General features: G+C 64.4%; 19 protein-coding genes. 9 read left to right on the top strand and 10 right to left on the bottom strand.

The features are described from left to right. Positions 1 to 299 precede the first annotated feature (299 nt). From PFLCHA0_RS21495 to PFLCHA0_RS21475, 5 genes are all read right to left on the bottom strand, one after another. A complete protein-coding gene (locus PFLCHA0_RS21495; RefSeq protein WP_015636522.1) occupies positions 300 to 1,631 on the bottom strand; it encodes a deoxyguanosinetriphosphate triphosphohydrolase in 1,332 nt (443 codons plus the stop codon). Positions 1,632 to 1,856: 225 nt separating this feature from the next. Continuing rightward, positions 1,857 to 3,020, bottom strand: a complete 1,164-nt coding sequence (locus PFLCHA0_RS21490) for an EAL domain-containing protein (protein WP_011062509.1) — start codon at positions 3,018 to 3,020, stop codon at positions 1,857 to 1,859. A 125-nt stretch (positions 3,021 to 3,145) separates the two neighbouring features. Further along, positions 3,146 to 3,487, bottom strand: a complete 342-nt coding sequence (locus PFLCHA0_RS21485; RefSeq protein WP_011062508.1) for a hypothetical protein — start codon at positions 3,485 to 3,487, stop codon at positions 3,146 to 3,148. After that, a complete protein-coding gene (locus tag PFLCHA0_RS21480; protein ID WP_011062507.1) occupies positions 3,484 to 3,873 on the bottom strand; it encodes a phage holin family protein in 390 nt (129 codons plus the stop codon). The genes PFLCHA0_RS21485 and PFLCHA0_RS21480 overlap by 4 nt, the downstream gene beginning before the upstream one ends. Before the next feature lies 1 nt (position 3,874). Beyond that, a complete protein-coding gene (locus PFLCHA0_RS21475; RefSeq protein ID WP_011062506.1) occupies positions 3,875 to 4,189 on the bottom strand; it encodes an ElaB/YgaM/YqjD family protein in 315 nt (104 codons plus the stop codon). A 335-nt stretch (positions 4,190 to 4,524) separates the two neighbouring features. Here PFLCHA0_RS21475 and PFLCHA0_RS21470 point away from each other — a divergent pair, with 335 nt between their 5' ends. Further along, entirely contained in the window at positions 4,525 to 5,733 is a 1,209-nt protein-coding gene (locus PFLCHA0_RS21470) for an ammonium transporter (protein ID WP_011062505.1), read from the top strand. Positions 5,734 to 5,795: 62 nt separating this feature from the next. Here PFLCHA0_RS21470 and PFLCHA0_RS21465 read toward each other — a convergent pair whose 3' ends face one another. Next, a complete protein-coding gene (locus tag PFLCHA0_RS21465) occupies positions 5,796 to 7,751 on the bottom strand; it encodes a monovalent cation:proton antiporter family protein (protein ID WP_015636520.1) in 1,956 nt (651 codons plus the stop codon). 220 nt (positions 7,752 to 7,971) lie between these two features. Here PFLCHA0_RS21465 and PFLCHA0_RS21460 point away from each other — a divergent pair, with 220 nt between their 5' ends. The 6 genes from PFLCHA0_RS21460 to PFLCHA0_RS21435 all read left to right on the top strand — a co-directional run bounded on the left by PFLCHA0_RS21460 (position 7,972) and on the right by PFLCHA0_RS21435 (position 12,271). After that, a complete protein-coding gene (locus tag PFLCHA0_RS21460) occupies positions 7,972 to 9,066 on the top strand; it encodes an acyltransferase family protein (RefSeq protein ID WP_015636519.1) in 1,095 nt (364 codons plus the stop codon). Positions 9,067 to 9,102: 36 nt separating this feature from the next. After that, entirely contained in the window at positions 9,103 to 10,074 is a 972-nt protein-coding gene (locus tag PFLCHA0_RS21455; RefSeq protein WP_015636518.1) for an acyltransferase family protein, read from the top strand. Positions 10,075 to 10,143: 69 nt separating this feature from the next. After that, entirely contained in the window at positions 10,144 to 10,380 is a 237-nt protein-coding gene (locus PFLCHA0_RS21450; RefSeq protein ID WP_011062501.1) for a glutaredoxin family protein, read from the top strand. 113 nt (positions 10,381 to 10,493) lie between these two features. Beyond that, positions 10,494 to 10,940, top strand: coding sequence for a S24 family peptidase (locus tag PFLCHA0_RS21445; protein WP_011062500.1), 447 nt, complete (start codon positions 10,494 to 10,496; stop codon positions 10,938 to 10,940). A 40-nt stretch (positions 10,941 to 10,980) separates the two neighbouring features. Continuing rightward, the gene (locus PFLCHA0_RS21440; RefSeq protein ID WP_011062499.1) at positions 10,981 to 11,301 is read left to right on the top strand and encodes a hypothetical protein; all 321 of its coding nucleotides are present in this window, start codon (positions 10,981 to 10,983) and stop codon (positions 11,299 to 11,301) included. A gap of 79 nt (positions 11,302 to 11,380) precedes the next feature. Continuing rightward, positions 11,381 to 12,271, top strand: a complete 891-nt coding sequence (locus tag PFLCHA0_RS21435) for a pseudouridine synthase (RefSeq protein WP_015636516.1) — start codon at positions 11,381 to 11,383, stop codon at positions 12,269 to 12,271. Between the two features lie 73 nt (positions 12,272 to 12,344). Here the strand turns inward: PFLCHA0_RS21435 and PFLCHA0_RS21430 are convergent, their stop codons facing one another. Then, positions 12,345 to 12,566, bottom strand: coding sequence for a YgdI/YgdR family lipoprotein (locus PFLCHA0_RS21430; RefSeq protein WP_015636515.1), 222 nt, complete (start codon positions 12,564 to 12,566; stop codon positions 12,345 to 12,347). 242 nt (positions 12,567 to 12,808) lie between these two features. Here PFLCHA0_RS21430 and moaB point away from each other — a divergent pair, with 242 nt between their 5' ends. Together moaB and PFLCHA0_RS21420 are read left to right on the top strand one after the other, a co-directional pair. Then, positions 12,809 to 13,348, top strand: coding sequence for a molybdenum cofactor biosynthesis protein B (moaB, locus tag PFLCHA0_RS21425; protein WP_015636514.1), 540 nt, complete (start codon positions 12,809 to 12,811; stop codon positions 13,346 to 13,348). A gap of 22 nt (positions 13,349 to 13,370) precedes the next feature. Further along, positions 13,371 to 14,558: a molybdopterin molybdotransferase MoeA gene (locus PFLCHA0_RS21420; RefSeq protein ID WP_015636513.1), complete on the top strand. Its 1,188-nt coding sequence runs from the start codon at positions 13,371 to 13,373 to the stop codon at positions 14,556 to 14,558. Between the two features lie 45 nt (positions 14,559 to 14,603). Here the strand turns inward: PFLCHA0_RS21420 and PFLCHA0_RS21415 are convergent, their stop codons facing one another. From PFLCHA0_RS21415 to PFLCHA0_RS21405, 3 genes are all read right to left on the bottom strand, one after another. After that, the gene (locus PFLCHA0_RS21415) at positions 14,604 to 14,858 is read right to left on the bottom strand and encodes a hypothetical protein (RefSeq protein ID WP_011062495.1); all 255 of its coding nucleotides are present in this window, start codon (positions 14,856 to 14,858) and stop codon (positions 14,604 to 14,606) included. Positions 14,859 to 14,985: 127 nt separating this feature from the next. After that, entirely contained in the window at positions 14,986 to 15,912 is a 927-nt protein-coding gene (locus tag PFLCHA0_RS21410) for a glycosyltransferase family 2 protein (protein WP_015636512.1), read from the bottom strand. Positions 15,913 to 15,928: 16 nt separating this feature from the next. Beyond that, positions 15,929 to 17,344 (bottom strand): lipid II flippase MurJ, encoded by a 1,416-nt coding sequence (locus PFLCHA0_RS21405; protein WP_015636511.1) that lies wholly within the window; start codon positions 17,342 to 17,344, stop codon positions 15,929 to 15,931. Position 17,345: the final 1 nt, after the last annotated feature.

Below are 17,345 nucleotides of genomic sequence, written 5' to 3'. Positions count from 1 at the left end.
TCGTATATCAACTTGCGAGCACCAAGTGTTTTCGGCTATTTGCTCTTTCTGTTTGAGTAGTTGCTCTATTGTTGTTCTTGTTTAATCGGGCTGTTGTTGCTAGGGGATCTCCTTAGATGTCTTGGTGGTAAGAATTCTGCACTGCACCCATAGTTTCTGGTGGTGTCGCCGGTGAAATTATCGACGTATAGAAAACTATATAGCGATACTCTGGCTAGGGGATTCCCTTAGTTGCAGATTGGATGTCGCAGGTCATATCAAGTGCCTGGCACAGTGGCCGGGCACTTGATGAATGACGGTTATTGCGGGCTGGAGCGCCCGGTCATTTCCCGGGCCATCTCACTGGCATAGCTGTCGGTCATGCCGGCGATGAAATCGATCATGCGCAGGAACGAGGTATGCAACGGCCAGTTCGGGTCCGGCGCGTTATTGCCCAGCAGATCGAGGATCCGCCGGTTCTTGAACGAGGGGGTCTTGCCGCCGTGCTGTTCCAGCGCCGCGCCGCAGAAGGAGTTCAGCAGGATCTCCAGGGTGGTGTAGGCGCCGATCTCGTGCAGGGTCTTGCGCTTGTCCTGGAAGATCTTGCGTCGCGCCACATCCTTGGCATTGAGTACGCAACGTTTGGCCGGACCATGCATGTGCTCCACCAGGTCGCCGTGCAGGGTGCCGGCCAGCAGGGCGTCCTGCTGTTCGACAAAGGCCCTGGCGGCGGCGTTGGTCAGGTGCTCGATGGCCTTGCCCCGCAGGATCGCCAGGCGTCGCCGGCGCGAATCGCTGGGGCCCAGCTGGCGATAGGTTTCCGGCAGGTCGTCGCCCACCAGGCCGAGTAGCAGCGCCTCGACTTCGGCGTACTCCAGCAGGTCCATCTCCAGGCCGTCCTCAAGGTCGATCAGGGCATAGCAGATGTCGTCCGCCGCTTCCATCAGGTACACCAGCGGGTGCCGGGCCCAGCGCTGGTCTTCCAGCTGGGGCAGGCCCAGCTTGTGGGCGATCTGTTCCAGCAGCGGCAGCTCGCTCTGGTAGCAGCCGAACTTGTGCTTCTTGTAGCCCAGGGAGTCGGCATGGCGCGCGGTCCAGGGGTACTTGAGGTAGGTGCCGAGGGTGGCGTAGGTGAGCCGGGTGCCGCCATCGAACTGGTGGTATTCGAGCTGGGTGAGCACCCGGAAGCCCTGGGCGTTGCCTTCGAAGTTGAGGAAGTCCTGGCGTTCGGCCTCGCTCATCGCATCCAGCCAGCCCCGCCCGGCGGCTTGCTGGAACCAGTGGCGGATGGCGTCTTCCCCGGAGTGGCCGAAGGGCGGGTTGCCGATGTCGTGGGCCAGGCAGGCCGATTGCACCACCATCCCCAGGTCGCTGGGTTCACACCAGTTGGGCAGGGCGCTGCGCAGGGTCTCGCCGACGCGCATGCCCAGGGAACGACCTACACAGCTGACTTCCAGGGAGTGGGTCAGGCGGGTGTGGATATGGTCGTTGCTGGACACCGGGTGCACCTGGGTCTTGCGCCCCAGGCGGCGGAAGGCACCGGAGAAGATGATGCGGTCGTGGTCTTTGTGAAAAGGGCTACGGCCGAGTTCTTCCGGGCTGTGCACTGGCTTTGCGAGGCGTTCGCGGTTGAGCAGGGTCTGCCAATCCAAGGCGGGTCTCTCCGAAAAAAACTGAAGGGCAGAGCTTCCGGTTTCTCGAGCGTGGCCGCAAGAGGCGCATGGTCTGCGCTTGTGTCGACGCCTTCGCTGGCAAGCCAGCTCCTGCACGGAAATGGCATGGCCTGCGGCCCACCTGTAGGAGCCGGCTTGCCGGCGAAAGGGCCCGCAGTTCGTGCATCCATCGTGGCGCTGCGTTCGCCGGTAAACGGGACGGGGTTACAGGCCGGCCGCGTCGATGTCGATCAGCAGCAGGCGCTGGCCGTTGTCGAAAAACTGCCCGGCGGTCAGGCAATACTGGTTGCTGGTGGCGTCGCGGTAGGTGTTGGACAGGGTCAGGCGTCGCTCCTCCCAGCCTTCGGCCAGCAGGTGATAGAAGTACGGGCGCCAGGACCAGTTGTGGCCAACGTAGCTGCTGTCGGCCTGCCAGCTGTTGTGGCGCCATTCCAGGTTCGGGGTCAGTTGGGTGCCATGGCGGTCGCACTGATAGAAACGCAGCAGCCAGGGAAAGGCCTCGACCCGGGGCAGTTGGCTGATGGGCGCCTGGGCCTGGGCCCAGGCCTGCAGCAGGTTCATCAGCTCGGCCAGTTGCAGGCGCATGCGCATCAGCCGGTTGCGTTCGGCCAGCTTGTGCCGCACGTAGCGCTCGCGCAGGCGGGCGAAGGGCTGGACGAAGGCATCGCTGGGGTAAAACTGTTGCTCGGCCTGGGCAAACAGGAAGCCCTGTACATAGCGCGAGCCGCACTCCAGGGCGAAATCCAGTTCGGCTTCGGTTTCCACACCTTCGGCGATGATCCAGCAGCCGGTCTTCTCCGCCATCTGCGCCAGGGCCTTGACCACGTCGCTGCTGGGGCCACCCCGGGCCGCGGCCTGGAACAGGCGCATGTCGAGCTTGAGGATGTCCGGTTGCAGGGCCAGCACCCGGTCCAGTTGCGAGTAGCCGGCGCCGAAGTCGTCGATGGCGATCCGTGCCCCGGCCTGGCGATAGCGCTCCACCACTTCGCTGAGGCGTTGGCTGTTGCCCCCCAGTTCAGTGATCTCGAACACGATGCGCCGCGGGTCTACGCGGTTCTGCTGCAATTGCTTGAGGCTGGGCAAGGGCTGCCCGGGGCGCAGGCGGCTGATCCATCGGGGGGAAATGTTCAGGCTCAGGAACCAGTCCGCGGGTGCCTCGTGCAGGCGCCGCAGGGCGTCGTCGCGGATCAGCCGGTCAAGGCGGCGCAGGGCGCTGGAGGGGGTTCGAGGATCGGCGAACAGCGGCCCCACGGACGCCAGTTGGCCATTGTCCTGGCGCAGGCGGCCCAGGGCTTCGACCCCGGCGATACGCCCGGTGGCGGTGTCGATGAAGGGCTGGAAGCAGGCGAGCGGTTGCCCGTCGATCACAGGGCCTCCTTACAAGAGTCTGGGTGGAGTAGGGCCGTGGCTGACGGGGAGGCGGCCACGAACCGGCCCCTGGGTAAAGGGGCCGATCCGGGTTGCTTAGCAAGAATGCAGCCAGATAGCGCCGCTCAGGATTTGCGCGAGGAGCCTTGCATCACCAGCTTGATCAGCGGCACCAGCGTGGTGCCCAGGCGAACCAGGCGTGTGAGGCCGCCGGCACCGCCGCTCTTGGCACCCTTGCCGGTGATGAAGCCCAGGAGCGTCACCACTGCCACGCCCCAGAGCGGGGCGTGCTTGATGCCCAAGCCTTCCTGCCAGCTCTGCCCCAGGCCGCGGACCCGTTGCAGGGGTTGCAGCAGTTGCTGGGACTCGTGGCGGATTTCCTGGCGGTGCATTTCCATGCGCAGGCGGATCAGTACCTTGCGCATTTCCCGGCGTGAAGTGTTCTGCGGGACTTCAGGCAGTTTCATGGCAGGAGGCGCTCCCGATCATTGGCCAACTCTTCGAGGGTGGCGTGGAAAGGTGAGGATTCATCGAAGATCGCTGCCTTGAGGCGCAATCCGCAGAAGATCGCCGCCAGGGTGTAGAACACGCACAGGCCGATGATTCCAGCCAGGCGATAGCTGTCCCACAACAGGATCAGCACCAGTGCCGACAGCCCCACCAGCAACAGCAGGGCGAACACCAGGGCCAGCCCGGCGAACAGCAGCAGGCTCACGGTGCGTGCTTTCTGCTCCTGCAACTCGATGCCGAACAGCTCGACATGGCTGTGCAGCAGCCCCAGGACTGCCGCCCCCAGGCGCCGCGAAGACGCGCTCGGGCCGCTGCCGGACGAAGTGGATTCGCCGATAGCCATATCAGCGCCGCGTCGCCAGGAGGCCGATCAGGAAGCCCACGCCGGCAGCGATGCCCACCGATTGCCAAGGGTTGCTCTGCACATAGTCCTCGGCGGCGGTGACCGCTGCCTGGCCCCGCTGGCGCAGGGAGTCTTCGGTCAGTTGCAGGGTCTCCCGGGCCTTGAGCAGGCTGTCGTGGATCTGCTCGCGCAACTCGTCGGCCTGGTCGCCGGCCAGGGTCGCGGTGTGTTCCAGCAGACGCTCCGTGTCACTGACCAGTGCCTGAAAATCCGCCATCAGTACTTCTTGAGCCGTCTTTGCCGTTTTGCTGGCCATGGTTCCATCTCCGTTAGTTGCTTGTGTGAGCTATGAGTGTGAGCCCTGGGCGAAGGTTCACTGCAATTGTCTGGTACAGCTTTTGCTTTGTCCTGGTGCGCCAGGCCCCGGGCCTGCGCCGAAAACGAGCGAGGGTCGCGCTGTAGCCCGCGTAAACCCTGGCCAAGAAAACCATAACCTCAGGTCAGTCCTCACCCCGTGGTTTGTCGTGCCGCCCCCGGCGCGCCAAAACGGTTCACCGAATGCGTGCAATGGCGCGCCCGGGAGCCAACTTGGTGCAAGGAGCGGGGCGCCCTGCCAGGGAACGGCTGGCCGATTTCGGATCTGCCTACTCCATGGAAAATCTGCAAAGCGCTGTGGACACCCTGGTCCACGGTTCCAACACCCTGTTCATCCTGATCGGGGCGGTCATGGTCCTGGCCATGCACGCCGGCTTTGCCTTCCTCGAAGTCGGCACCGTCCGGCAGAAGAACCAGGTCAATGCGCTGTCGAAGATCCTCAGTGACTTCGCCGTCTCGACCCTGGCCTATTTCTTTATAGGCTATTGGATCTCCTACGGCGTGAGCTTCCTGCAACCGGCGGCGGTGATCAGTGCCGATCACGGCTACGGCCTGGTGAAGTTCTTCTTCCTGCTGACCTTCGCCGCGGCGATCCCGGCGATTATCTCCGGTGGCATCGCCGAGCGCGCGCGTTTTGTGCCGCAATTGTGCGCCACGGTGCTGATCGTGGCCTTTGTCTACCCGTTTTTCGAAGGGCTGGTGTGGAACGGCAACTTCGGGGTGCAGGCCTGGTTGCAGCAGCGCTTTGGTGCCGGCTTCCATGACTTTGCCGGCTCGGTGGTGGTGCACGCCATGGGAGGCTGGCTGGCCCTGGCCGCGGTGCTGTTGCTGGGGCCGCGCAATGGCCGCTACCGCGACGGCAAGCTGGTGGCGTTCGCGCCGTCGAGCATTCCGTTCCTGGCCCTGGGGTCGTGGATCCTGATTGTCGGCTGGTTCGGCTTCAACGTCATGAGCGCCCAGACCTTGCAGGGCGTCAGCGGGCTGGTGGCGGTGAACTCGCTGATGGCCATGGTGGGCGGTACGGTGGCGGCGCTGATCGTCGGCCGCAACGACCCGGGCTTCCTGCATAACGGCCCGCTGGCCGGGCTGGTGGCGATCTGCGCCGGCTCGGACCTGATGCACCCGGTGGGCGCCTTGATCACCGGCGCCATTGCCGGAGCGCTGTTCGTCTGGTGCTTCATCGCCGCGCAGAGTCAATGGAAGATCGACGACGTGCTCGGGGTCTGGCCGTTGCATGGCCTGTGCGGTGTATGGGGCGGCATTGCCTGCGGGATCTTTGGCCAGAGTGCCCTGGGCGGCCTGGGTGGGGTCAGCCTGGTCAGCCAGTTGATCGGCACCGGCCTCGGGGTGGCGGTGGCGCTGCTGGGCGGCCTGGCCGTGTATGGGGTGATCAAGGCGGTCTGCGGGCTGCGCCTGACCCAGGAACAGGAGTACTACGGCGCCGACCTGTCGCTGCACAAGATCGGCGCGGTGAGCCAGGACTGAGACGACGCCCCTGCTATTGATGACCCTGGGCGCTCGCCGCCCGGGGTTTGGTCTGGGTGGCTTCAACCGGCTTGCAGGCGTGCTTCGCAAGCCTCGATGGCCGCCTGCGGGCCGGACACCAGCACCCGGTCGCCGGCTTGCAGGCGCGGGCTGGGGTTCAGCGGCAGGTCGTTGCCATTGCGTTGCACCCCGCGTATATCCACGCCCAGTGCCTCCAGGCCCAACTCCTGCAATGGCCGGTTGCAGGCGTAGGCATCGGCGTCGAGGCTGACGGCGTGCATCTGCACCGCCGGCGGTTCGCGGTTGTCCTGGGCGCTGTTCTGGGTGCCGTGATAGAAGCCGTGCAACAGTTGGTAGCGGCTGTGGCGCACTTCATCCACGGTGCGCTGCACTCGCTGCTCCGGCAGGCCGAGCATGATCAGGGCATGGGAGGCGAGCATCAGGCTCGACTCCAGCAGTTCGGGCACCACTTCGTTGGCGCCGGCGGCCTTGAGTTCCGCCAACTGGCTGTCATCGCGGGTGCGCACCAGGATCGGCACCGTGCGGTCCAGGCGGCGCGCCGCCTTGAGCACCGTCAGCGCGATATCGCTCTTGTCCACTGCGATCACCAGCAGCCGCGCCCGTTCCAGGCCGACTGCGGCCAGGAGGTCGCCGCGCCGGCAGTCGCCGTAGTGCACGCAGCTTTCTCCCGCAGACGCTTCCTGGACCCGCACCGGATCATCGTCCAGGGCGATGTAGCGCAGTTGCTCGTGGCGCAGGAAGCGGCCAATGGACTGGCCGACGCGGCCATACCCGCAAATCAGTACATGGCCTTGCAGCTCGGCGTTCTGCGCGCTGATTTCCTCCAGTTGCGCGGCCTGGTTGGGCTTGCGGTGCAGGCGGGCGGTGATGACCGGCGCCGCTCGCAGCAACAGCGGGGTTACCAGCATCGAGCAGAAGGTGGCGGCCAGCAGCAGGCTGCTGATGTCGGGCGGGATCATCTGGCTGAGCTGCATCTGCGCCATCAGGGCGAAGCAGAATTCACCGCCCTGGGCCAGGGCCAGGCCGCTGCGCCAGGCGGTTTCGCCATCGCTGCCGCGCAGCTTGAGCAGGGTCGCCACCACCGAACCCTTGATCAGCAGCAGGGCCAGGGTCAGGCCGGTGATCAGCAGGGCATGGTCGATGAACAGTTGCAGGTCGATGAGCATGCCGATGCTGACGAAGAACAGCCCCAGCAGAATGTCGCGGAACGGGCGGATGTCGGCCTCGATCTGATGCCGGTAATGGCTTTCCCCCAGCAGCATGCCGGCGAGGAAGGCCCCCAGGGCCGGTGACAGGCCCAGCAGGTGGGTGAGCCAGGCGGTGAGCAGGACGATCACCAGGGCCAGCAGCACAAAGAGTTCGGCGGAGTGCGAAGCGGCCACTTCATGGAACAGCCGCGGCAACAGCCAGCGGCTGGCCAGCAGCAGGCCGACGAACAGCACCACGGTCTTGCCCAGGGTCGCCGGCAGGGCCCAGTACCAGGCGTGCTCGCTGCTGCCGGCGAAGACCGGCACCAGGGTCAGCAACAGCACCGCCACCACGTCCTGGAACAGCAGCACGCCAATGGCGTTCTGCCCGTGGCTGCTGAAGATCTCGCCAAGGCTGGTCAGTTCCTTGCTGACGATGGCGGTGGAGGACAGGGCCAGCCCGGTACCGAGCATCAGCGCTGCGGTCAGGGGCATGCCGAACAGGGCCAGGAGGACCCCGAGGATCAAGCCGGTGCACAGCACTTGCAGGCTGCCCAGGCCAAACACCACGTGGCGCAGGGCAAGCATCTTCGACAAGGAGAACTCCAGGCCCAGGGAGAACAGCAGGAATACCACCCCCAGTTCCGCCAGGTCGGGCAGGTCCTCACTGTCGTTGACCCAGTCCAGTGCGGTGGGGCCGACCATCAGGCCCACCGACAGATAGCCCAGCACCGGGGGCAGGCTCAGGCGCCGGAACAACGCAATCACCACCAGCGAGGAGGCAAGAATGATCAGCAGATTGGCAAACAACGGGCATCTCCGGACAGGGGGCGGGCAAGGCAAAGCCTAGAGGCAAAAAAAGGCGCGAGGATTACCCGGGCCGCAGAGCGTGACGCTGATTCAGGTCATTGTTTGTCGAGAATGTCTCATATTCATGAGCCTTCGCTATGCTCAGAAATTGTCGATAAAGGCGGTGCCCGGGTGACGGGGTTATCCACAGGACCCTGCCAGTGAGGTGTCGGAGAGGTGTATGGAGCGTCTGTATTCACTGCAAGGGTTGCGGGGCGCCGCGGTGTTGGGCGTGGTGCTGTTCCACATGATGTCGGTGGAAATCAAGTATTCGGGCGGTGACATCCTGCTGCCGGTCATGCTGAATTTCTTCCAGCTCGGGGTCGACCTGTTCTTTGTCATCAGCGGCTTCGTGATGGTCATCGTCAGTCGTGGGCGCTTTCAGAAAACCGTCGAGACCCAGCGCTTCCTGTTCAACCGCCTGTCCCGGATTTACCCCACCTACTGGCTGTATTTCTTCATCACCCTGGGGGTGTATCTGTGGCAGCCGGCGCTGGTGAACAGCTCCCACGGCGGCTCCAACCTGTGGATGTCCTTCCTGCTGCTGCCCAATGACCGGGTGCTGCTAGTGATGGTGGCCTGGTCGCTGCTGTTCGAGCTGTGGTTCTACCTGATGTTCACCCTGTTCCTGTTCTTCAAGGAAAAGCGCCTGCCGCTGATCCTGCTGCTGTGGGCGGTGGCGCTGGTGCTGTTCAACCTGCTGCAGAACTGGCAGGACTATTCCCCGGCGCTGAAGATCATCCTCCATCCCTACGCCCTGGAGTTCATTGCCGGCAGTGCCCTGGCGCTGTTCTTCTACGGACCCCATAGCGCCAGGGTGCCGACGGCGCTGGTCTGGGTCGCGCTGGCGGCGGCTCTGCTGGTGGGGTTTCCGCTGATCTACGCCTACCAGCTGTTCTTCACCGAGGGCTTGCCGAGGATGCTCGCGGTGGGCCTGACCTTCGGTACCCTGACCCTGTCCCTGGCCTTGCTGGAGCGGCGGCAACTGATCCGTATGCCAGGGTTTCTTACAGCCACCGGTGATATGTCTTACACCATCTATCTATCCCACTTACTGGTGCTGGGGGTCGTCGGCCGGGCCTGGCAGGTGATTGGCGCCTGGCCCGAGAGCTATGTGGATAACCTGGCCTTCATCGTGCTGATGATGACGGCGGTGGTCTGCTATGGCTGGGTTGGCTATCACTTTTATGAAAAGCCGATCCTCGATCGTGCCACGGCCTACTGCAAGCGCCGGTTCAGTACCGCCCCCCGTCGCAAACACTACGATCCGGTGTAGTCGTCCGGTCCTTCCTGCTTACTCGGGTAGCCATCGATGCCGAAAGTGCTCAACGCAAACCTCGACGCGCTGAAAGTCCTGCTGGCGGTGATGGTGGTGGCGCTGCACTGCAAGCTGCTGGGGGGCAATTACACCTGGGTCGGCTACTTGCTGTGCAACGGCCTGTTCCGGGTGGCGGTGCCGACGTTCTTCATCATCAACGGCTACTACCTCTTCCAGACCCTGGAGAGCGGCCACTCCTTCGCCCAGTGGTTCAAGCGCGGCCTTCTGCTCTACCTGTTCTGGATGCTGGTCTACAGCCCGCAGTACATCGACCCGAGCACGATCGCCAGCCTGGGCGGGGTGCTGGGGGTCGTGAAGAAGCTGCTGATCGGCTATTTCCACCTCTGGTACCTGGTGGGCATGCTCGGCGGCGCAGCGATGCTGCTGGTGCTGCGTCGCTGGCGTTCAAGTGCGCTGATCGGCCTGGCCCTGACGGCGTTCCTCATCGGTCTGGGCCTGCAGTACGCGCGGGTCTACTACGAACTGCCCAACGGCTTTCTCCAGCACTTCAATCAGAACGACTACACCGCGCGCAATTTCCTGTTCATGGGCTTCCCGTTCATGGCCATCGGCTTTCTTTGTGCCCGGCATCGCTTGGCAGAGCGGCTCAGCCGGCGCGGGGTGTGCTGCTGGCTGGTGCTGGGGTTGGGGCTGATCCTGGCCGAGGCGGCGCTGAACTTCGCCCTGCGCGCCGATGTAGAGCAGAACTTCGACTTCCTCGCCTCGTTGCTGGTTATTGCCCCGGCCCTGTTCCTGTTGCCCCAGGTGTACTTCCGGGCCTCCCACAGCAACTTCGCGGCCAAGCTGTCTTCGGCGGTGTATTACGTGCATCCCTGGTTCATCTTCGGCGCCTTGTCCCTGGGCATGCCCTATGGCAACGGCATGGCCGGGCTGGTCCTGCTGCTGGCCTTTGGCGTTGCGCCGCTGTTGATCATGGTCAGTCGCCGGGTCCGTTTCATTCTCTGAGGGCGCTTGGTCGACGGCTTTTTCTCTCGGGCCTAGAATAGGCACCTGTTCTTTTTTGGTTGCCCAGTCATGCCCCCTGAATGCCAATTGTTCGGCACCCTTGGATGCCACCTGTGCGAACTGGCCGAGGCCGAGCTGATGCCCCTGGTGGAGCACGGCCTGATGGTCGAACTGGTGGATATCGCCGACAGCCAGCAACTGTTCGACAGCTACGGCCTGCGCATCCCGGTACTGCGCCGGGTGGATACCGGCGCCGAGCTGGGCTGGCCCTTCGACGCCGAGCAAGTGGTGGCCTTCCTGCGCTGATGCACCAGGGGGGGGCGGGCAGGGTTTCCGCCCGTCGCTCATCGTGCGAATTCATTGGCGAGAGCTCTCGATTGGTTTACTGTATGCATATACAGCTATCGAGGAGTCTCGCCATGTCTCTCACTTTCCTGACCGGTACCGAACGCTCGCAACCGATGCCAGCCCGCTTTGCGCCGCTGGGTGACAGCGAGCCTGCCGCGTTGGCCGATGGTCCCAGCGGCAGCGGTTTTTCCCTCGACCGGACCCTGGGCCTGGGCGCGCCGCAGATCCATGGCCTGCTGGTGGACGATGACAACCTGCTGGGGTTCGGCATCTACCCCGGTGACCGGTTGATCGTCGACCGCTCGGCCACTCCGGCGGTCGACCAGTACCTGGTGGTTCGGGCTCAGGGCGCCAGCGAATACTCGCTGCGCCTGCTGGCGCCCGATCCTCGTGGCGGCTTGCTGCTCAAGGCGGCGCGCCCTTCAATCCCCTCCATCGTTCTGGATGACCTGGGCTCGATCGAGATCTGGGGCGTGGTGTTGTGGGTGGTCAGTTATGTGGGGCGCAAGCAGCCCTGATGAGTGTGGTGGACGCTTCAAACCGTTAAAGGAATAGATGATGGTCAATGTCGAACAACTGAAAAACAGCGTGAACAGCATGCCCACCGATGTGGTGCGTGAAGCGGTGCTTGAGCTGCGCCTGGACGGGTTGGTCACCGAAGGCAAGACGCCTTTCAACAAGCTGCACTTCAACACCTGCTTTGCCGAGATCGAAGCCTTGTTCCAGCGTGCGGGCTACCACCGGCAACTGGACGTGGTGGGTTACCAGGGGCTGTTGTACGCCCTCTACGATCCGGGCCGCTGGGAGGCGGTGGATGTACTGCGCTGGCTCAAGGAGTTCACCGAGGCCGCGGCCCAGGCCAAGCAGTCCTGCGCCTGAAACCTCGGAAACTGTTCCTAGGTTCCTTGTGGCGGCTGTTGGATAATGCCGCCCTGCATTGATCCTTCGAGCTTTTTGTATGTCATCCGCACCTTTTTCCGCTGCACAGCATCAGGCCAGTACCCTGTACCTGCCCCCGGGCTCCTGGGCGACGGTGCTGGATTGCCTGTGTGATCACTTCAAGGCCATCAGCCGCGAGCAGTGGCTGGACCGTATCGCCCGTGGCCGGGTGCTGGACGGGCAGGGCCAGCCCATCAGTCTGGAGCTGGCCTATCGCGAAGGCTTGAGGATTCACTACTTTCGCGAGGTGCCGGATGAAAAGGTGATTCCGGTCGAGGAAACCATCCTCTACGCCGATGAGCATCTGGTGGTGGCGGACAAGCCGCACTTTTTGCCGGTGACCCCGGCAGGAGAGTACGTCGAGCAGACGTTGCTGCGGCGCTTGATCCGGCGCCTGGGCAACCCGCACCTAGTGCCCCTGCATCGTATCGACCGGCATACGGCTGGGCTGGTGCTGTTCTCCGCGAACCCAGACAGTCGCTCGGCCTATCAGGCGCTGTTTCCCACCCGCAAGATAGAAAAACGCTACGAGGCGATTGCCGCTGCCTTGCCGCAGTTGAACTTTCCGCTGCTGCACAAGAGCCGGCTGGTGGACGGTGAGCCCTTCTTCCGCATGCAAGAAGCGCAGGGGCCAAGCAATACCGAAACAGCCATCGAGGTCAGGGAGAAACACGGCGAGCTGTGGCGTTACGCCCTGTACCCGGTCACGGGCAAGAAGCACCAACTGCGGGTGCATATGAATGCCCTGGGAGCGGCGATCTGCAACGATCCCTTTTATCCCGAGGTGCTCAAGGACATCGAGGACGACTATGCCCGGCCGCTGAAGCTGCTGGCCCAGGGGCTGCGTTTCATCGACCCGTTGAGCGGGCAGGAACGCGAGTTCGCGAGCCGCATCAGCCTGCAGTGGTGAATACCCCAGGCGCAGAAACAATAAAACCCGCACCAGGCGGGTTTTATTGTTTTCAGGTCGACAACCGTCAGGCTTACAGCTCTTTGACGGTACGGACCTGATCCTTGTTGATGCGAGTCTGCTTGCCGTCCAGCTGTTCAAACTCGTAGAAACCGGAATCCTTGTCGTATTTAGGGGTATCGACGGCCTGGATTTCGCGACCGTCATTCAAGGTGATCACTGTCGGCGAGGCGCAACCGGCGAGAGTGGCCAGGCCCAGTGCGAGCATGAGAGTGGCGAGGGTCCGTTGAGTCATTGTGTGTCTCCGAAATGAGTACTTTTGAGTGCTGGTCTTCAGACGTATACAACGTCTGCAAGTTCCTTGGCCAGGGACATTCTGCCACGTTGCCGGGCAGATCGCAGGCGTTCGCCGCGGCAGATTAGCCGAGTTCGCAACAGCGTCTACCCACTGGGGGCTATTGCCGAGGCCACAGCGGCGGCAGGCCGGAGCGCTGTGATATAACAACGAGCTGTTTCTCCTACCTTTGGATCGAGCCTATGAAAGCCAAGGCTGATGTACCTTTTGCGCCGCTGAACATTGCGGTACTGACTGTCAGTGATACCCGCACCCTGGAAACCGACACCTCCGGGCAGGTCTTTGTCGAGCGCCTGGGCGCCGCCGGCCATCGTCTGGCGGCACGGGTGCTGCTCAAGGACGATCTGTACAAGATCCGCGCCCAGGTCGCGACCTGGATTGCCGACGACGTGGTGCAGGTGGTGCTGATCACCGGCGGTACCGGCTTCACTGGCCGTGACAGCACCCCGGAAGCCGTGGCCTGCCTGCTTGACAAGCAGGTCGACGGCTTTGGCGAACTGTTCCGGCAGATATCGGTCGCCGATATCGGCACCTCCACTGTGCAATCCCGGGCACTGGCAGGGCTGGCCAATGGCACCCTGGTGTGCTGCCTGCCGGGTTCCACCAATGCGGTGCGCACCGGCTGGGACGGCATCCTCGCCGAACAGCTGGATTCGCGGCACCGGCCGTGCAATTTCGTTCCTCACCTGAAACAGGCGGCACCCTGTGAATCCCGCGGGTAAGCCGGGCAAGCAGGGCGCCCTGATGCCGGTGGAAGAGGCATTGGAGCGCCTGTTGGCGATGGCCGGTTCGGCCCCCATCCTCGAGCGTGAGCGCTTGCCGTTGGCGGCGACTCAGGGCCGGGTGCTGGCGGAGGCGCTGATCTCCAGCCTGGACCTGCCGCCCTGGCCCAACAGCGCCATGGACGGTTACGCCCTGCGTCTGGAGGACTGGCGGGGGGAACCCCTGCCGGTCAGTCAGCGGATCTTTGCCGGTCAGGCGCCAGAGCCACTGCAGCCCGGGACCTGCGCGCGGATTTTCACCGGTGCGCCGGTGCCGGCCGGGGCGGACTGCGTCGAGATGCAGGAAAACGCCCAGGTCCAGGACGATCAGCGCGTGCTGTTTAGCGAACCTCTGCAACTGGGTCAGAACATTCGCCCCCAGGGCCAGGAAACTACGGTGGGCGAGCAGGTGCTCGCGGCTGGCACTCGCCTGGGGCCGATCGAGCAAGGCCTGGCTGCCTCCCTGGGCTGCGCCGAGCTTGAAGTGGTGCGCCGGGTCCGGGTGGCGGTGCTGTCCACCGGTGACGAACTGGTGGAACCTGGCCAGCCCCTGGGGCCGGGCCAGATCTACAACAGTAACCGGGTGGTGCTGTGCAGTTGGTTGCAGCGCCTGGGCTGTGAGGTGCTGGATGCGGGAATCCTCCCTGACGATCTGGCCGCGACCCGCCAGCGCCTGGCGGAACTGGGGGAGGTCGACCTGATCCTGTCCACCGGTGGTGTCTCGGTGGGAGAGGCGGACTTCCTGGGCATCGCCCTGCGCGAAGAGGGCGAGCTGGCCCTGTGGAAGCTGGCGATCAAGCCCGGCAAGCCGTTGACCTTCGGCCATTTTCGCGGCGTGCCGGTGATCGGCCTGCCCGGTAATCCGGCATCGACCCTGGTGACCTTCGCCCTGCTGGCGCGCCCCTACCTGTTGCGTCGCCAGGGCGTGCAGCAGGTGCAGCCCCTGAGCTTCCAGGTGCCGGCGGGTTTTGCCTGGCCCCAGCCCGGCAATCGCCGCGAATACCTGCGGGGGCGCCTGGAGAACGGGCAGGCGATTATCTACCGCAACCAGAGCTCGGGCGTGTTGCGCAGTGCGGCCTGGGCCGAAGGGCTGGTGGAGGTGCTTGAAGGGCGGACCCTGGTGCAGGGCGATCGGGTCAACTTCATTCCCCTGAGTGAAGTGCTGGATTGACCCCGGCAGCGCGGGCCCGGCTGCCACCGGCCCGCGCCGAGCGGTTTAGCGCAGCAGCAACAGCAGCAACAGGCCGAAGCGGCTGTGCAAACCCCAGGTCACCAGGCCCGCCAGCAGTGCAGCGGCCAGTACCGCCCTGGCCAGGCGCTTGAGCCACGACAGGTGCCGACAATGACGCGGCAGCGGCTGCGAGGAAAGAGGCAGGTCGAGCTCCCGGGGGGAGCGGGTGGCCCCCCAGGGCTGGCCCTGCAGATGCTTGAGCGGTGATCGCGCTTGCGGATAAAACTCCTTGTCTTTCATGACGGTGCACTTCCTTGTATGAGGCGTCAGTGCCTGACATGCACAGTCACTGATTGGCCCCGCAGGGTCAATTCAGGTGATTCTCTTTCTTCGGTCAGAAAATTCACTTTAGGCCTGGGGGCTCGGTTCAGGCATAGGGGCTGTCCCAATAGCGCTTGTACATGCCGAGCTTTCTTTTCAGGCCCAGGGGCAGGTAGCGCTCCTGCTGGCTGAGTTTGTAGGCGAAGAGCTTCACCGCGTTGCGCAGCAGCGACCCGGGCCACTGCCCCAGGCGCCCGGGGCCGAGGAAGCGCAGTTCGGACTGGACGTAGCGCAGGCCTTCGCCACCGGCGCCACCGAAGGCTTGGCGGATCCAGGGTTCCCGGGCATGGAATACGCCAATGTCGAAGTAGCGGCGGAACTCTTCCTTGAGGCTGTAGTTATGGGAGTGGCGGCAGCAGGCGCTGCCTTCATAGGCAACCTTCCAGCCGGCCAGCAGCATCTTCGCGCCCACATACATGTCTTCGGACAGGATCACGTGGTTGGGAAAGCCGCCGACCTGCATCAGCGCCTCGCGCCGGTAGGCGGAAAACGAGTTGGACATGAAGGCGGTCTTGATCCCCAGTGCCGGCACATCGGCCAGGCTTTTCACCTGGGAAGTCGGCGGGTAGTTGAACAACCGCGCATGGTTGGCCAGGGGGCTGGCATCGAGGTGCGGCAACTGGCGACCGCATACTGCTCCCACTTGCGGGTCGGCGAAGGGCGCGACGATGCGGGCGAGACCTTCGGCATCTTCCAGGTAGGCATCCTGGGTCATGAACACATAGAGGTCGTAATCGGCGTTGCGCTCCACCATCAGTTGCCGGGTGCCGCCGTGGTTGAAGTCGCGGCTGTCGATGCGCAGCACATTGGCGCAGCGTGCCAGCGCCAGCTCGTAGGTGCCGTCGCTGGAGCTGGAGTCGACGATCAGGGTATCGAAGGGCGCGCTCTGGATTTCCAGAGAATCCAGCAGCCGCGCCAGGTCCTGGCAACCGTTGTAGGTGGGAATCACACAGGCCACGCGCAGTGTCGACATTGTCCAAGCCTCCGGTTCAGGTCAGGTTCTGGCGCCAGGGCCGCAGCCAGGCCGCGAGGATCAGCAACAGCAGCAGGCCGCAGGCGCTGCTCAGGCCCAGTTGCCACCAGATCGAGGTCAGCGGATGCAGGAACAGCGCCGCCAGGGCCATGCCACCCAGGCCGATCAGCCAATGACTGCGCCAAGGCACCAGCCCCAGCAACTGCTGGCGGCGCATCAGCAGCAGGCCGGTGAGGATCACCCCGCAGATCGCCGCCAGGGCGATGCCGATCAAACCGAGGAAATACGGCAGCGCCGCCAGCAGCAGGGCATTGAGCAGGCTGCCGGCCAGTTCGCAATTGAGCGGCATGCGGGTGTCGCCGGCGGCATAGGCGTAGCGCGCCAGCAGGGCGTTCCAGGCGCCGAACATCAGCGGTACCGAGAACCAGGCCAAGAGCTCCGGCAAGGGGCTGTCCGCCGCTTGATTGGGCAGCAGCAGGTGCACCAGCGCGGCGGCGGCGCCAATCAGCCCGACCACCGCAGGAATGGTCAGCAGGGTGGCGCTGCTCAGGCCTTTGCGCAGCAGGTCCAGGCGCTGCTCGCCGGAGCTGCCGCTCATCAGCCCGAGCAGCACCTGGTTGAGGCTCATCAGGGCGATCAGCGGCAGGTTGATCAGCTTGCGTGCCAGGTTGATCCAGGTAACCGCCCCTTCACCCAGCAATGAGGCCGCCATGCGCTCCAGCAGGGCCAGGCCCTGGCTGGCGAGGTTGCTGCTCAGCAGCGGGCCGATGCGTTGCAGCAACTCGCGCCCGGCCCCGGGCGCGTCCTGCATGCGCCAGGGCCGCCAGCCATCGCGCAGCAGGCTCGGCAAAAGCACCGTTGGCATCAGCAGGCTGCCGAGCACACAGGCCGCGGCCAGACCGGTGGGGGTGGCGGCATGGTGCAGGCTCGCCAGGTAGATCACTGGCGGCAGGTTGAACAGCAGCGAGCCCAGGCCCGCCAGGACAAAGCGGGCGCGAGCCTGCAGAGGGACGCAGAACAGGCCGTGGAGAATGAACCCCGGCGCGCACCAGGCTAGCCAGTGCAGGCCGCCGCTGGCCAGGGCATAACCGTCGCTGCCCAGGCCGGGGCCGATCAGGCGTACCCATAGCGGCGCGCCGAGGCTCAGCAGCAGCGCCAGCAGCAGCCCACACAGCAATAGGCGGGGGGCCAGGGCACTGAGCCAGGCCTGTTGCTCCCCGGCCGAGCGCTGCTGGTACAGCGGCAGCGCGGCGGCGCTCAGCAGGCCCGCAGCCAGGGCCATGCGCAGGGCCTCGGGCAGGAACATCGCCACCAGGAAACCATCGCTCTGGCCACCGGCGCCCCAGGCCGCCACCAGCAGCCATTCCCGGGCAAAGCCGGCGGCCAGCCCGGTCAGGGTGGCCAGGGTCAACCACAGCGTCGCGCCGAACATG

The organism is Pseudomonas protegens CHA0 (genome assembly GCF_000397205.1).
GTDB lineage: Bacteria > Pseudomonadota > Gammaproteobacteria > Pseudomonadales > Pseudomonadaceae > Aquipseudomonas > Aquipseudomonas protegens.
This window is presented reverse-complemented; position numbering and strand designations above follow the sequence as displayed.

Bases quoted from the DNA above. Each gene is read 5' to 3' on its own strand.
- PFLCHA0_RS21450 (WP_011062501.1), top strand. From the start codon at position 10,144: ATGCCCCCTGAATGCCAATTGTTCGGCACCCTTGGATGCCACCTGTGC.
- PFLCHA0_RS21435 (WP_015636516.1), top strand. From the start codon at position 11,381: ATGTCATCCGCACCTTTTTCCGCTGCACAGCATCAGGCCAGTACCCTG.
- PFLCHA0_RS21455 (WP_015636518.1), top strand. From the start codon at position 9,103: ATGCCGAAAGTGCTCAACGCAAACCTCGACGCGCTGAAAGTCCTGCTG.
- PFLCHA0_RS21480 (WP_011062507.1), bottom strand. From the start codon at position 3,873: ATGGCTATCGGCGAATCCACTTCGTCCGGCAGCGGCCCGAGCGCGTCT.
- PFLCHA0_RS21410 (WP_015636512.1), bottom strand. From the start codon at position 15,912: ATGTCGACACTGCGCGTGGCCTGTGTGATTCCCACCTACAACGGTTGC.
- moaB (WP_015636514.1), top strand. From the start codon at position 12,809: ATGAAAGCCAAGGCTGATGTACCTTTTGCGCCGCTGAACATTGCGGTA.
- PFLCHA0_RS21470 (WP_011062505.1), top strand. From the start codon at position 4,525: ATGGAAAATCTGCAAAGCGCTGTGGACACCCTGGTCCACGGTTCCAAC.
- PFLCHA0_RS21445 (WP_011062500.1), top strand. From the start codon at position 10,494: ATGTCTCTCACTTTCCTGACCGGTACCGAACGCTCGCAACCGATGCCA.
- PFLCHA0_RS21405 (WP_015636511.1), bottom strand. From the start codon at position 17,344: ATGTTCGGCGCGACGCTGTGGTTGACCCTGGCCACCCTGACCGGGCTG.
- PFLCHA0_RS21440 (WP_011062499.1), top strand. From the start codon at position 10,981: ATGGTCAATGTCGAACAACTGAAAAACAGCGTGAACAGCATGCCCACC.
- PFLCHA0_RS21415 (WP_011062495.1), bottom strand. From the start codon at position 14,858: ATGAAAGACAAGGAGTTTTATCCGCAAGCGCGATCACCGCTCAAGCAT.
- PFLCHA0_RS21485 (WP_011062508.1), bottom strand. From the start codon at position 3,487: ATGAAACTGCCTGAAGTCCCGCAGAACACTTCACGCCGGGAAATGCGC.
- PFLCHA0_RS21430 (WP_015636515.1), bottom strand. From the start codon at position 12,566: ATGACTCAACGGACCCTCGCCACTCTCATGCTCGCACTGGGCCTGGCC.
- PFLCHA0_RS21475 (WP_011062506.1), bottom strand. From the start codon at position 4,189: ATGGCCAGCAAAACGGCAAAGACGGCTCAAGAAGTACTGATGGCGGAT.
- PFLCHA0_RS21460 (WP_015636519.1), top strand. From the start codon at position 7,972: ATGGAGCGTCTGTATTCACTGCAAGGGTTGCGGGGCGCCGCGGTGTTG.
- PFLCHA0_RS21420 (WP_015636513.1), top strand. From the start codon at position 13,371: ATGCCGGTGGAAGAGGCATTGGAGCGCCTGTTGGCGATGGCCGGTTCG.